Raw genomic sequence first — 14,001 nt, 5'->3', positions numbered from 1 at the left:
GGGGGCCCTGTCCCGTAGCCTGGCGCCGACGCCCCGCCGGCTCCGGAGGTCACCCTGATCGGCACCACCGCTCCCGCGCGCCCGCGTGCCGTCACGGCGGCCGTGTGGGTCGGCTTCGTCCTGGCGCACGTGTGGCTCACGCGCCTGGGCTCCCTCGTCCTGCTGAACCAGTCCTTCGGCGACGTCGACCTGTACCGGCGCTGGATGGAGGCGGGCCTGACGCAGGGCTGGTGGCCCGTGCTCGACGAGGCGTGGGTGTACCCGGCGGGCGCGATCGTCCCGCTGCTGGCGCCGACCCTCGTCGCGGGCACCGCGGCCGGCGGTGCGTACGTGCTCGGCTGGTGCGTGCTGGTCACCGCGCTCGACGCGCTCGCGGTGTCCGCGCTGCTGCGCCGCCCCGGCGGTCACGTGGCGGCCGCGTGGTGGCTCGCGTTCCTCGTGCTGCTCGGGCCCGTCGCGATCGGCCGGCTCGACTCGGTGGTCGCGCCGCTGTCGGTGCTCGCGCTGCTGGCGGCGCTGTCCTCGCCGCGGGCGTCCGCCGCGCTCGTCACCGCCGGCGCCTGGGTCAAGGTCTCCCCCGGCGCGGCGATCGTGCCGCTGGCGCTGGCGGCCCGGCGTCCGTGGCGGGACGTCGTGGCACCGGCGGCCGCCGTGTGCGCCGTCGTCGTCGGCACGGTCGTCGCGCTCGGCGGCGGGCGCAACGTCGCGTCGTTCGTGCTCGAGCAGGGGTCGCGCGGGCTGCAGATCGAGTCGGTGGGCGCCACGCCGTGGCTCGTCGCGGGCCTGTGGTCGCCCGCGGTGCAGCGCTACCTCAACAGCGAGCTGGTCACCTACGAGATCGCCGGCCCGGGGACGCAGGGCATGGCGGACGTGCTCGGGGCGGGGCTGGTCGTCGGGGTCCTGCTCGCGTCCGCGGTGCTGTGGTGGTGCCGCCGCCGCGACGGGGCGGCGTTCTGGACGGACGATGCCCTGCGCGGCGACTTCGTGGTGCGCGGGGCGTTCCTCATGGCGCTCGTGCTCATCGTCGCGAACAAGGTCGGCAGCCCTCAGTTCATGACGTGGCTCGCCCCGCCCGTCGCGGTCGCGCTGGCGCTGCGCCGGCCCTGGTGGGGGCGGACGGCCCTCGTGGTCGCCGGCATCGCGGCGGCGACGCAGGTCGTCTACCCGTGGTGGTACCTGGACGTGCTGTACGGGCGCCCGGCGGTGACGCTGCTGCTCGCCGCCCGCAACGTCGCGCTGGTCGTCCTGCTCGTCGTGACCGTCGTGCACCTGCTGCGCCCGCCGCACGCGGCGGACGAGGCGCGCGTCGGCCGGGTGCGCGTCGGCCGGGCACGCCCCCGGGCGACGACGGAGGTCGTCACCGGGGACGGCCCGGCCGAGGGGCGGTCGGAGCAGGACCCGTCAGGCGCCGTGGGCGGCGAGCCAGGCGAGCAGGTAGGCCCGCGAGCTCCCGTCGTCGACCGAGGTGTCGGGTAGCGCGAGGGCGTCCTCCCACGCGGCCGACGCCTCCTCCGGGCCCGCGAGCGCCCGGTACATGAGCAGGTAGTCGCCGAACATGACGTCGGCCCCGTCAGGTGCAGCCTCCTCGACGGCGGCCGTGATGGTCTCCGGCTCGACGCCGACGGCCAGGTAGTCGGACACCGGGCCCATCGGGATGAGCAGGATCCCGAGCATGGCGCTCGGCTCGGGGCTGAACCACGTCGCCCAGTCGCGCTTGCCGCCCCAGTTGAGGGCGACGACGCGGTGCTCGAAGCCGTCGAACACCGGGTCCTCGAGGTCGGGCGCCGTCCAGTACGTGCGCGCGCTCGCCGCCTCCGTGGACGTCAGCCACGTGGCCTGCGTCCGGAGCGCGTCCTGCCCGGACGCCTCCGCCCACAGCCCGACGCCGTTCCACGCGTTGACCGCCTCCGACGCGGACTCCTGGTTGTTCCCGTCCGCGAACGGGGACGTGCCGGACGCCCACGCGTGGCCCGCGTACGGGTCGAACGTGCGCAGCTGCGGCAGGGCGTCGGACGGCTGCGCGGCGGCGATGTCCGCCGCGAGCAGGTCCATCACCGGGCGCACGTCCTCCACGAGGTCCGGGTCGTCCGCGCCGAGCAGGCCGGCGGCGGACAGCAGGTAGCCGTAGTGGAAGTGGTGGTCGTTGAGCTCGTCCGAGCCGAAGGACGCGGTACGGCCGATCACCGAGCGCACCTGCTCGTCGTAGACGAAGCAGCGGGCGTCGCGCTGCGCGCACCCGTCCGGCTCGGCCCACTCCCGCAGGGCGTCGGCGGTGCGCGTGCGCAGCTCGGCCACCACGTCGTCCGCGCCGAGCGTCTCGCCGAGGACGACGAGGGTCGCCGCGCGGTACAGGTGCTTGCCGCCGAAGTAGGTGTCGGACGCGAACGCCTCCGTGGCGGCGACGTCGGCCGCGAGCTGGTCGAGGACCGCCGTGCGACGGTCCTCCCCGACGTCGGCGAGGTCGAGGACGCCCGTCGGCTCGACGGTCGGGACGTCCGCGACCAGGTGGGACCCGGCGCACAGCTCCAGCGCGCCGTACACGCTGCGGTACGTGCCGAGCCCGCAGCCCTCGCGCTCCGGCTGGGTGCCCTCGCGGTGGTGCGGCATGAGCGCGTACGCGGTGGGCGCGCCGCCGGCGGTCCGGTAGGTGAGCGTGGTGCGGGCGACCCGCTCGTCCACGCCGTAGGCGACGTCGACGCCGGTCACGGGCTCGCGAGCGGCGTCCGCGAGCACGGTCGCGGCGTCGTCGGACGCGTCGTCGGGGAGGGCGTACCAGCTCGCGGTCTCGCCCTGCTCCAGGGTGAGACGGCCGTCGGCCAGCGCTCCGTCCGGTGCGGTGAGCGCCCACGTCGTGCCGGCGACCTCGGCGGTGGCCGTGCCGTCGGACGCCGCACCGAACCCGGCGCCCGCCCCCGACCCGACCGCGGCCGCGGCGGTGAAGGACACGAACGGCGAGCCGCCGGCGATCGTGACGTCGCCGAGCGCCTCCCCCGCGGCGTCGAGCAGGCGCACGGTCACCGCGACCGGGTCGGCCGCGACGACCTGCGCCGAGGCGGCGCCGACGTCCACGGTCACGGCCGGCACGTGCGGGCCGAGGATCGCCCGCTCGCTCGTCACCGGGTCGGGCAGCCCCACCGTGAAGCCGCCGTCCGCGAGGGCGAACGACAGGGGCAGCGGGAACACCGGCTGCGGCTCCTCGCCGAAGACGAGGCCCGAGTACCAGCGGTTGGAGGGCGGCACGACGCCGTCGGCGAGCCGCACGGGCGTCACCTTCGCGTCCGCGGCCTGCGTGACGGCGGCGGTGAGCGCCGCCGTGTCGACCTCGGGCGGGTCGGCGGTCGCGGGGCCGTCGTGCGACGGCGCGGCGGGTGCCCCGTCGGGGCCGGCCGCCGCCTCACCGCCCGACCAGGGCCGGAGCACGACGAGCACCGCGGCCAGGACCACGACGAGGAGGGCGCCGGCGGCGAGCCACAGCGGGCGCGGGCGTCGGGCGGCCGTCACGGGCGCAGCCCACCGACGTAGGTGCGCACCTGGTCCGCGACCGTGCTGACGAGCCCGTCGTTCTCGAGCTCCATCACCGCGACGACCGGCGTTCCCGTGCTGACGAGGCCGTCGCCGGCCCCGTCGACGAGCTCGTCGCTCGCGACGCGGACGACGGCCTGCGCCGCGCCCGCGACGGTCTCGACGTCGACGCGCTCGACCCGGCCGCGCAGGCGGGACTGGTCGGGCAGCACGAGGGTGACCTCGGCACGGTCCGGGACCCGCGCGTACTCCGTGGCCGACAGCGTGTACTCGGCCTGCACGTAGAGGGAGTCGGCGAGCTGGACGGTCGCCATCTGGCCCGCCGCGGGCACGAAGGTGCCGCGGGCGGCGGCGACGTCGGTGACCCGGCCGGCGCCGCTGGCGTGGACGACCAGGCGCCCGTCGGCGTCGAGCGAGGTCAGCTCCGGGGGCTCGGCGACCAGCCCGTTGCGCAGGTCGTAGGCGAGGGTCGCGGAGTCGACGACGAACAGCGGGTCGCCCTCGGCGACCTCGTCGCCGACCTGGACGAGCTGGTCGGCCACGAGGCCCGCGTAGGGCGTCCCGACGGTGTAGGTCTGCGCGAGGATCTGCGCGGAGTCGCTCGTGGCGCGTCCGCGGGTGTCGTTGAGGTGGAACGTGGCGAGTGCGGCCACGGCGAGCACGGCGAGCGTGCCGAGCATCAGGCGGAGACGGCTGGCCCAGGTCATCGGGTACCTCCGGGGGTCAGGGCGTCGGCGGGTGCGACGGCGTGGGGTGCGGGGGCGGCGGCACGCTCGGCGCGCCGTGCTGCGCGCAGCTCGGCGCGCGCGCGGCGGCCCTCCCGCCACGCGGTGACGACGAACCCGCCGAGGATCAGGGTGTTGGTGGCGTTCCACGCGAGCGCGAGCGTGAGCTGCCCGCTGTCGGCCGCCTTCCAGGCGGCGACGACCGTGGTGACGAGCAGGAACTGGAAGAACAGGACCTGCGGCTGCATGAACGCGAACGGCGAGCGGTAGGCGCCCTTGCGCCCGGTGACGTGCCAGGCCTGCTCACGGCGCAGCACCGCGTTGACGAGCGCACGCACGTAGATCGGGAACGACACCGACGCGAGCAGCAGCACCTCCCAGCGGAAGGAGCCGAGCGTGTAGAACGCGAGCACGACCTGCATGACGTAGAAGCCGGCGTAGTACAGGAGCCAGGTCGTCCACGTGATCGTCAGGTTCATCGGGGACAGGTCGAAGTAGATCTCCAGCGGCGGCACGAGCAGCAGGAGCAGCGGCGCGATGCCCGTCAGGTAGTGGGTCGCGGTGACGGCGTACTGGATGCGCTGGTCGGTGGTGAGGTTGCGCTTCCGGGAGAACGGGTTGTGCGTGAGCATGATCTCGAAGCCGCCGGTCGCCCAGCGCAGCTGCTGCTTCGTGTACGCCTCGACGGTCTCGGGGGTGTCGCCGATCGCGAGCGTCGTGGGGATGTAGACCGTGCGCCAGCCCTTCTCGTGCAGCATGAGCGAGGTCCACACGTCCTCGGACTTGGAGTCGGTGTAGATGCCGCCGACCGAGTCGATGGCCGCGCGCCGGTAGATCACGTTCGTGCCGACGCAGAACGCCGCGTTGAACCGGTTCCGGCCGGGCTGCACGTAGCGGTAGAAGACCGCCTGCATGTACCCGGCGCCGCGGCTGATGATCGTGTCGTAGTTGCCGTACGTCTGCGGGGTCTGGACGAACGCCACGTCGGACGAGGCGAAGAACGGCACCGTCTCGTGCAGGAACTGGGGCAGCGGCACGAAGTCGGCGTCCAGCACCACGAAGTACTCGCTGCGCGTCAGCGACAGCGCGTGGTTGATGTTGCCGGCCTTGGCCCCACCGCTCGACAGGCGGCGCACGTAGCGGGCACCCAGCTCGGCGGCGAGGTCGCGCACGGCGTCCGAGCGGCCGTCGTCGAGCACGTACGTGTCGTGGCGGCCGTGCAGGGCGACGGCCGCCGTGACCGTCCGCCGGATCGTCTCGAGGTCCTCGCCGTAGGTCGTGATGAAGACGTCGACCGTGACCGGCCGGTCCTCCAGGTACATCTGCCAGCGGTGCGGCTCGTCCTCGGTGCCCTCGCGCAGGATCTCGGCGACGTCGTACAGCCGCTCCTGGGCGTGGTGGAACGCGAAGCCGCGCGGGTTGTGACCGCTCGACAGGACGGTCCACATCGCCAGCAGCGCGTGGGCGACGAGGACCGTCTCGGCGAGGATCACCATCGTGTAGGGCAGCCAGTCGCCCCGGTTGGCCGGGTTCAGCAGGAACGCGGCGTAGACCACCACGCCGGCGGCGGCGAGCAGGACGAGCAGCATGAGCGACGGGCTCTGCGCCGCCTCGTTCTCCGGCGAGCGGGTCCGGCGCGGCGTGCGGTCACGCGGGCTGCGGGCGTCGTCGGTGCGGCGCGGGTCGAGGAGCAGTCGGTCGAAGGTCGTGGACACGCAGGCCCCCAGGCGGTCGTCGTCATCGAGGTGCGGCGGCGACCCGGGAGGGGGGCGACGTCGCGGTGGCGACGGCGTCTTCGGCGTCCGGTCGTACGCGGCGGTCGAGCGGGTCCCGGTGGCTCCGGGGGCATCGGCACCGCGTGATGTCGACGACGCTACGACAGGGATCGGGAGGACTGTCACGAACTCGGACCATCGGGACGAACACGGACGACCGTGCTTATTCGAATCAGCGCCCTGGTGGCGGCGCCCTGACCAGCGCGGACGCGTCACGTGTCCGGCGTGTGAACTTTCGTGGCGAGTCGTCCCAGGTCTTGCGATCCGGACTGGACGGCCGACCTGGTGGGGCCGCGGCGGCCGCCGGGACGACGACGGGGCGGGGACCGCACCGGTCCCCGCCCCGTCGTCACGTCCGCGTCACGCCAGGTGCGGCGCGACCTCCTCGGCCACGAGCTGCAGGTGCTCGAGGTCGTGCAGGTCCAGGACCTGCAGGTACACCCGCTGCACCCCCTGCGACGCGAGCGTGCGCAGCCGCTCGACCGCCTCGCCCGTCGTGCCGGCGATGCCGTGCTCGCGCAGCTCGGGCACCTCCCGGCCGATCGCCGCCGCGCGGCGCGCCACCTCGGCCTCGTCCCGGCCCACGCACAGCACGAGCGCGACCGACTGGACGAGCGTCCCCGGGTCGCGGCCCTGCTCGACGCACACCTCACGCAGGCGCGCGATGCGCCCCGGCACGTCCGCGAGCTCGGGGAACGCCTGGTTGTACTCGGCCGCGAAGCGTGCGGCGAGGCGCGGCGTGCGCGTCGGGCCGTTGCCGCCGACGATCACCGGGACGCCGGCGCGCGACGGGTCGAGCGGCGACTGCTGCACCGGCTTCGGCAGCGCCGGGGAGTCGGTCAGCGTGTAGTGCTCGCCGCGGTGCTCGAACCGCTCGCCGACGGGCGTCCCCCACAGCCCCGTGACGACCTCGAGCTGCTCGGTGAGGATGCCGAACCGCTTCTCGGGGAACGGGATGCCGTAGGCGGAGTGCTCCTCGGCGAACCACCCCGCACCCAGGCCCAGCTCGACGCGGCCGCCGGACATCTGGTCGACCTGGGCGACCTGGATCGCCAGCACGCCCGGGTGCCGGAACGTCGCCGACGAGACGAGCGTGCCCAGCCGGATCCGGCTCGTCTCGCGCGCGAGGCCGGCGAGCGTCGTCCACGCGTCGGTCGGCCCGGGCAGGCCGTCGCCGCCCATCGTCAGGTAGTGGTCGGAGCGGAAGAAGGCGTCGAAGCCCAGGTCCTCGGTCGCCCGGGCGACGGCGAGCAGGTCGTCGTACGTGGCGCCCTGCTGGGGCTCGGTGAAGATGCGCAGGTCCATGCCGCCAGCCTCGCACGCCCCGCACCCGCGCCCGCCACGCCGCCCCCGCCCGCCGCTCCCACCACCGGCACCACCACTCGACGGGGGGAGGTCCGGCGGCGGGCGCAGGCGTCGACGTGCCGCCCGGGCCCGCGTCGGGCACCGTGGTCACGTGCACGAGGCCACCCCGCTCACCGCCGCGCTGGAGGTCGCCGACTGGCGACGCCGGGTCGCGGAGACCTACGCGCAGGTGCGCGCGATCGCCCGCGACGACCCCGCCGGAGCCCACGCCGTGTGGGTGCAGCAGCGCGACGAGCTGTTCGCCGAGCACCCCGCCTCGCCCCTCACCCCCGACGCGCGCGCGGAGTTCGCCGGCCTCGACGTCGCCCCCTACGACCCCGCGTACCGGTTCCGCGTCGCCGTGGAGCCGGCGGCGGAGCAGCGCCTGGAGATCGCGACGGGTACCGACGGGGTCGTCGGGTTCGACCGCATCGGCACCGTCGACCTGCCGGGCGCGGGCCGCGTCGCGGTCTGGTCGCTGCGGGGGTACGGCGGAGGCCTGTTCCTGCCGCTGAAGGACGCCTCGGCCGGCGCCGAGGGCGGCACGTACGGCGGCGGACGGTACGTGCTCGACACCGTCAAGGGCGCCGACCTCGGGTGCGACCACGTCGGCCGCCTCGTCGTCGACCTGAACTTCGCCTACAACCCGTCGTGCGCGTACGACCCCCGGTGGGCGTGCCCGCTGGCGACCCGTGCGAACACGGTGGACGTCGCGGTGCCGGTCGGCGAGCGGGCGCCGTCCCCGGTGCTCGCCGCCCGCCCCTGACGCGGGACCCGGCCCGGGTCAGACCTGGCAGACCGGGCAGCGGTACAGGTTGCGGGTCGCCATCTCCTCCATGAGCACGGGCGTGCCGCACACCCGGCACGGCAGGCCCGTGCGCCGGTACACCCAGTGCCGCACCGTGGGGTCGTGGCGCGCGAGCTCCCGGCCGTCGGCGTCGAGGTCCTCACGCGTGAGCATGACGCCCTCGCGGATGCCGTCGGCGAGCAGGTCGGCCCAGTCGTGCCACAGCGCGCGGACCGTCCCGGCGGGCACGCGCCGGCCGGGCGTCCACGGGTCGAGCCGGGCGCGGAACAGCAGCTCCGCCCGGTAGACGTTGCCGATCCCGGCGACGACGGACTGGTCCATGAGCAGCTGCCCGACCGGCACGGCCCGCCGCGTGACGCGCCGCACGACCTCCTCGCCGGCGGCGTCCACGTCCTCCGCCGTCACCGGGTCCGGCCCGAGGCGCGCCCGTACCGCGTCCGCCTCGTCGGGCGTCAGCACCTCGCACGCCGACGGTCCCCGCAGGTCGGCGACGAACGTGTCCGTCGCGAGCCGCACCCGCACCTGCCCGACCGGCGGCGGCGGCCACGCGAGGCCCTCGGGGGCGGGGTGCTCGGACTCCTCCTCGCTCACCCGCAGCCGGGTGGCGGGACGCACGCGGGGCGCCCCGAGGCTGCCGGGGGCGGCGTCGCCGTCGGTGAGCGGGCTGACCTGCCCGTACAGGTCCCACGCGCCGTACAGGCCCAGGTGGACGCGCAGCACGTCGCCGGAGTCGAACGGGCAGAACAGCTGCTTGCCGACCGCGGTGGCGCCGACCATCGTCCGGCCGTCGAGCCGTGCGGCACCGTCCGCGAACCGTCCCTGCGGGGAGGAGACGGCGACCGGGCGGCCCACGAGGTCGAGCGTCAGCTGCCGGGCGATGCGGTGGACGGTATGACCCTCGGGCACGGCCGCCACCCTACGGGCGGGCGTCGCCGCCGGCGCGCGGATGCCGAGGAGCCGCCGAGCGGGCAGGATCGCGGCGGACGGCCGCGTCCGGGAGACGGGGGGCAGGGGTGGAGCCGAGCACGGTGCAGGACAGCGGGGCGACCGCGGCCACGCCCCCGCACGGCGGGCGGCCGCGGCGCCGGCGTCTGCTCCGCGTGCTCACCGGGCTGGCCGTCACGGTGCTGGTGCTCGTGCTCGCCGTCGTCGTCGCGTTCCAGGTCAGCTACTGGCCGACGACGCTGCTGCTGCGGTACCAGCCCGACCTCAACGGCACGGCCGCGCAGGAGTCGCTCGCGCGGCACGTGCCCGACGGCGTCGAGGAGATCCTCGACGAGCGGTACCGGCCCGACGACCCCGACGGACGCCTCGACGTCTTCCGGCCGGCGGACGCGACGGGACCCCTGCCCGTCGTCGTGTGGGTGCACGGCGGCGCGTTCGTCGCCGGCACCAAGGACGGGACCGCGTCGTACCTGAAGATCCTCGCCTCGCACGGCTACACGACGGTGTCGGTCGAGTACACCAAGGCGCCCGAGCGGCACTACCCGTACCAGGTCGAGCAGGTCGCCGACGCCATCCGTCACGTGGTCCGCCACGCCGACCGCCTGCACGTGGACCCCGAGCGGATCGTGCTGGCCGGCGACTCCGCGGGCGCGCACCTGGCCGCGCAGACGGCGCTCGCGGTCTCGGACGACGACTACGCGCGCGCGGCCGGGCTGCCGCAGGCGGTCGACCGGCGGCAGGTGCGCGGCGTGGTCCTCGCCTGCGGCGCGTACGACCTGACGCTGCCCGACTACGGCGACGGCCTCGCCGGCCGGCTGCAGCGAGACATCCTGTGGGCCTACACGGGTGAGAAGGGGTTCGAGAGCGACCACCGGGTGTCGTTCGCCTCGCTGCCGCAGCACGTGTCCTCGACGTTCCCGCCGACGTTCGTCACGGCCGGCAACGGCGACCCGCTCGAGCCGCACTCGCACGCGCTCGCGGACGCGCTGGAGACGCAGGGGGTCGACGTCGACGCCCTGTTCTTCCCCGCCGACCGGCGTCCGGAGGTGCCGCACGAGTACCAGTTCGACCTCGACGAGGAGCCCGGCCCCGAGGCCCTCGACCGCATCCTCGCGTTCCTCGAGCGCGTCACGGCTCCCTGACGCCGCTTGACCGGGGCGTGGCCGGCCGGGACGCTGGCGCGCGATGACCACGACGGTGACCCTCACCCCTCGGTCGGCCGCCGTGCTGGCCGTGTGCGGAGCCGTGCTCGGCGCGGCCCTCGGCCTGGCCCTCACGCCGCTGGCCACCTGGGCCGACCGGGTCGGCGTCCCCGTCCCCTGGTTCCTCGACCTGCTGATGCGCACGCCGCGGTGGGTGGAGGTCGCCGCACCCGCGGTCGTGGCCGCCGTCCTGGGCCTGTGGGTCTGGGACGAGTGGCGCAAGGAGACGCTGTCGCTGACCGTCGAGCCCGACGGCCTCGTCGTCCGGCACGCCGGACACGCCCGCTACGTGCCGCGCACGCAGGTCGGCACGGTGCACCGCGACGGCGACGACCTGGTCGTCCTGGACGAGCGGGGCGGCCAGCTGGTGCGCGCCGACGCCGACGTGCTGCTGCGGCGCGCCGCGGCCGCGCTGCGCGACGCGGGCTACCCCTGGTCCGACGACGGCGACCCGTACGCCGCCGCATGGACGACCTGGGTCGCGGGGCGCCCCGGGACGCCGTCCGGGGCGGACGACCTGCTGGCGCGCCGGCGCGCGGCGGTCGCCGCGAAGGACCACGCCGCGGCCCAGGAGCTCGCGGCGGCGCTCGCCGCCGTCGGCGTCGCCGTGCGCGACCGGCGGGGCGAGCAGCAGGTGCGCACCGTCGGCGTCCGCTGAGCGAGACCGCTGGACGAGCACATCGTCTCGGATCATGGGACATTGCCGGGGTGGCCTGCGGACCCTGTGCTTCCATGACCGGCATGGCACGCCCTGACCCGACCTGCACGCGCCCGGCTCCCGCCGCGGCGTGCATGTGTCGCGGCGTCATGTGTCGGCGCTGAGCTGACCCGCGGGCCCCGCCCGCCCGGCCGTCCCCCACGGCAGTCCGCGCCCCACCGGCGCCACCCCCACCGGCCCGCCAGCCCCGCGGCCGCCCCGCCGCGTGACCCGCGTGCCCCGACGAAGGAACGTCCCCCGTGATCGAGCTGTCCGCCCTGCGCAAGGTGTACCCGTCCGCGGACGGGCCCGTCGTCGCGCTCGACGGCATCGACCTGTCGGTCGGCCGCGGCGTCGTGCACGGCATCGTCGGGCGCTCCGGCGCCGGCAAGTCGACGCTCATCCGGTGCCTGACCGGCCTGGAGCAGCCGACGTCCGGCACGGTGACCGTCGACGGCGTCACGCTGACGGGGCTGTCGGAGAAGCAGCTGCGGACCGCCCGCCGCAACATGGGCATGGTCTTCCAGCACGTGAACCTGCTCGACTCGCGCACCGTCGCCGCGAACGTCGCCTACCCGCTGGAGGTCGCCGGCGTGCCGCGGGACCGGCGCCGCGCCCGCGTCGCGGAGCTGCTCGACCTGGTCGGGCTCGGGCACCGCGGCTCGGCGTACCCGGCGCAGCTGTCAGGCGGGCAGAAGCAGCGCATCGGCATCGCCCGTGCGCTGGCCACCGAGCCCGCGGTCCTGCTGTGCGACGAGCCGACGTCCGCCCTCGACGGCGAGACGACCCGGCAGATCCTCGGCCTGGTCCGCGACCTGCGCGACCGCCTCGGCATCACCGTCGTCGTCATCACGCACGAGCCGTCCGTGGTGCGGGAGGTCTGCGACGAGGTGACGCTGCTCGAGCACGGCCGCGTGGTGCAGTCGGGGCCGCTGACCGACGTGGTCACCGCCACCGGGTCGCCGCTGTCCCGTGCGCTGGTCCCCGTGCCGGACCTGCCGCCCGACGCGGGCCGGCACCTCGTCGAGGTCACGTACGCCACGGACGACGTCGCGACGCGCGACGCGTTCGCCGCCGTCGCGTCGCTCGGCGACGACGTCGAGGTCGTGTCCGCGACCGTCGAGCCGCTCGCCGGGCGCCGGGTCGGCCGGCTGCTGCTGGACGCGCCCCGCGGCGGCACGGACGACGTGGTCGCCCGGCTGCGCACCGCCGGGATGGACCCGGTGGTCACGGGACGGGACGGCGTGGGCGCCGACGTCGTCGGCACGGGCACGGAGGGGGTCGCCTGATGGACGGGTTCTGGTCGGAGCTGACGTCGAACCGCGTCATCACCCAGATGCTCCCCGAGGCGACCGTCGAGACGCTGCAGATGGTCGGCCTGTCCGCGCTCGTGACGCTGGTCGTCGGGCTGCCGCTCGGCCTGCTGCTGCGGTCCGTCGCACCCGACGGGCTCACGCCGAACCGCACGACGTCCGCGGTGCTCGGCGTCGTCGTCAACGTGCTGCGTGCGCTGCCGTTCATCATCCTGGCGGTCGCGCTGATCCCCCTGACCCGCGCGCTCGTCGGCACGAGCCTCGGGTGGGAGGCGGCCGTCGTGCCGCTGAGCATCGGGACGATCCCGTTCTTCGCCCGCCTCGTCGAGACGGCCGTGCGCGACGTCGCGCCCGGCAAGGTCGAGGCCGCCCGGGTGATGGGCTCGAGCACCGCGAAGGTGGTGTCCCAGGTCCTCGTCCGCGAGGCCCTGCCGTCGATCGTGTCCGCGTTCACGGTCACCGTGATCTCGCTGATCGGCTTCTCCGCGATGGTCGGGGCGATCGGCGCCGGGGGCCTCGGCTTCCTCGCCATCAGCTACGGCTACCAGCGCTTCGACGCCACCGTCCTCTACACGTCCGTCGTCGTCATCGTCGTCCTGGTCACGCTCGTCCAGGTCGTCGGCGACGCGGTCGCGCGCCGCCTGGACCACCGGTGAGCGCGCAGCCCACGGCCGGGAGGTCCGGCCCGCAGACCCCGCCCTCGACCCGAGGGCGTGCACCGAGAGGAACCACCCCCATGAAGCGAACCGTCCGCACCGCAGCCGTCCTGTCCGCAGCGGCCCTGGTGATGGCCGGCTGCGCGGGCGGCGGGGACGACGAGCCGGCCGGCGGCGGCGCCACCGCCGGGGACGGCGGCACGACGACCCTCGTCGTCGGCGCGAGCCCCGTGCCGCACGCCGAGATCCTGCAGTTCGTGAAGGACGAGCTCGCCGCCGACGCGGGCCTGGACCTGCAGATCGAGGAGTTCACCGACTACGTCCTGCCGAACACGGCGCTGGCCGAGGGCGAGCTCGACGCGAACTACTTCCAGCACCTGCCGTACTTCGAGGCGCAGGTCGAGGAGCAGGGCTTCGACTTCGACCACTTCGAGGGCGTGCACATCGAGCCCTACGGGCTGTACTCGGAGACGGTCGAGTCGGTCGAGGACATCCCCGACGGCGGCACGATCGGCATCACGAACGACCCGGGCAACCAGGCGCGTGCGCTGGACCTGCTGGTCGAGGCCGGGCTGATCACGCTGGCCGAGACCGAGGGCGACCCGACGCTGCTCGACATCGAGGAGAACAGCAAGAACCTCGAGTTCGTCGAGACCGCACCGGAGCAGCTCGTCGTGTCCCTGCAGGACGTCGACGCCGCGATCATCAACGGCAACTTCGCGCTCGAGGCGGGGCTCAACCCGGCCGAGGACTCGCTGGTGCTCGAGTCGGGCGAGGACAACCCGTACGCGAACTTCCTCGCCGTGCGCTCGGAGGACAAGGAGAACGAGGCGATCGTGACGCTCGACGAGCTCCTGCACTCCGACGAGGTGAAGGCGTTCATCGAGGAGCGGTGGCCCACGGGCGAGGTGCTCCCGGCCTTCTGACGCCGGACGTCGCCGTCGCGCCCGCACGGCGTGACCGACGTCCGCCCCTGACGCCCGTCCCCGCACCCGCGGGGGCGGGCGTCGTCGT

At 75.0% G+C, this 14,001-nt stretch carries 12 protein-coding genes; 7 read left to right on the top strand and 5 right to left on the bottom strand.

Going from position 1 to position 14,001, the window contains the following annotated elements; genetic code table 11:
- The first annotated feature begins 102 nt into the window (after positions 1–102).
- A complete protein-coding gene (locus FB586_RS03525) occupies positions 103–1,476 on the top strand; it encodes a glycosyltransferase 87 family protein (protein ID WP_136517908.1) in 1,374 nt (457 codons plus the stop codon).
- Here FB586_RS03525 and FB586_RS03520 read toward each other — a convergent pair.
- The 4 genes from FB586_RS03520 to FB586_RS03505 all read right to left on the bottom strand — a co-directional run bounded on the left by FB586_RS03520 (position 1,402) and on the right by FB586_RS03505 (position 7,327).
- Positions 1,402–3,501, bottom strand: coding sequence for a glycosyl hydrolase (locus FB586_RS03520; RefSeq protein WP_136517907.1), 2,100 nt, complete (start codon positions 3,499–3,501; stop codon positions 1,402–1,404). The genes FB586_RS03525 and FB586_RS03520 overlap by 75 nt on opposite strands.
- Positions 3,498–4,229 carry an efflux RND transporter periplasmic adaptor subunit gene (locus tag FB586_RS03515; RefSeq protein WP_136517906.1) on the bottom strand — a complete coding sequence of 244 codons (732 nt, stop codon included), beginning with the start codon at positions 4,227–4,229 and terminating at the stop codon, positions 3,498–3,500. Before FB586_RS03515 ends, FB586_RS03520 begins: the two co-directional genes overlap by 4 nt.
- Entirely contained in the window at positions 4,226–5,962 is a 1,737-nt protein-coding gene (locus FB586_RS03510; protein WP_136517905.1) for a glycosyltransferase family 2 protein, read from the bottom strand. Before FB586_RS03510 ends, FB586_RS03515 begins: the two co-directional genes overlap by 4 nt.
- Positions 5,963–6,382: 420 nt before the next feature.
- Entirely contained in the window at positions 6,383–7,327 is a 945-nt protein-coding gene (locus FB586_RS03505) for an LLM class F420-dependent oxidoreductase (RefSeq protein ID WP_136517904.1), read from the bottom strand.
- A 151-nt stretch (positions 7,328–7,478) separates the two neighbouring features.
- Here FB586_RS03505 and FB586_RS03500 point away from each other — a divergent pair, with 151 nt between their 5' ends.
- The gene (locus tag FB586_RS03500) at positions 7,479–8,132 is read left to right on the top strand and encodes a DUF1684 domain-containing protein (protein WP_246036392.1); all 654 of its coding nucleotides are present in this window, start codon (positions 7,479–7,481) and stop codon (positions 8,130–8,132) included.
- An 18-nt stretch (positions 8,133–8,150) separates the two neighbouring features.
- On the opposite strand, the gene FB586_RS03495 is transcribed toward FB586_RS03500, so the two are convergent.
- A complete protein-coding gene (locus tag FB586_RS03495; protein ID WP_136517902.1) occupies positions 8,151–9,080 on the bottom strand; it encodes an Fpg/Nei family DNA glycosylase in 930 nt (309 codons plus the stop codon).
- A 107-nt stretch (positions 9,081–9,187) separates the two neighbouring features.
- On the opposite strand from FB586_RS03495, the gene FB586_RS03490 reads away from it, so the two are divergent.
- The 5 genes from FB586_RS03490 (at position 9,188) to FB586_RS03470 (ending at position 13,913) form a co-directional block, all read left to right on the top strand.
- Complete coding sequence (locus FB586_RS03490; RefSeq protein WP_136517901.1) at positions 9,188–10,261, top strand: alpha/beta hydrolase; 1,074 nt, start codon at positions 9,188–9,190, stop codon at positions 10,259–10,261.
- 43 nt (positions 10,262–10,304) lie between these two features.
- Entirely contained in the window at positions 10,305–10,979 is a 675-nt protein-coding gene (locus FB586_RS19270; protein ID WP_168800438.1) for a YqeB family protein, read from the top strand.
- A gap of 299 nt (positions 10,980–11,278) precedes the next feature.
- Positions 11,279–12,307, top strand: coding sequence for a methionine ABC transporter ATP-binding protein (locus tag FB586_RS03480; RefSeq protein ID WP_136517900.1), 1,029 nt, complete (start codon positions 11,279–11,281; stop codon positions 12,305–12,307).
- Entirely contained in the window at positions 12,307–12,987 is a 681-nt protein-coding gene (locus FB586_RS03475; protein ID WP_136517899.1) for a methionine ABC transporter permease, read from the top strand. The genes FB586_RS03480 and FB586_RS03475 overlap by 1 nt, the downstream gene beginning before the upstream one ends.
- Positions 12,988–13,067: 80 nt before the next feature.
- Positions 13,068–13,913 (top strand): MetQ/NlpA family ABC transporter substrate-binding protein, encoded by an 846-nt coding sequence (locus FB586_RS03470; RefSeq protein WP_136517898.1) that lies wholly within the window; start codon positions 13,068–13,070, stop codon positions 13,911–13,913.
- Positions 13,914–14,001: the final 88 nt, after the last annotated feature.

The organism is Cellulomonas telluris (assembly GCF_004886325.1).
Lineage (GTDB): Bacteria > Actinomycetota > Actinomycetes > Actinomycetales > Cellulomonadaceae > Cellulomonas > Cellulomonas telluris.
The sequence above is the reverse complement of the archived record's forward strand: the minus strand, read 5'-3'. Positions and strand labels throughout refer to the sequence as shown.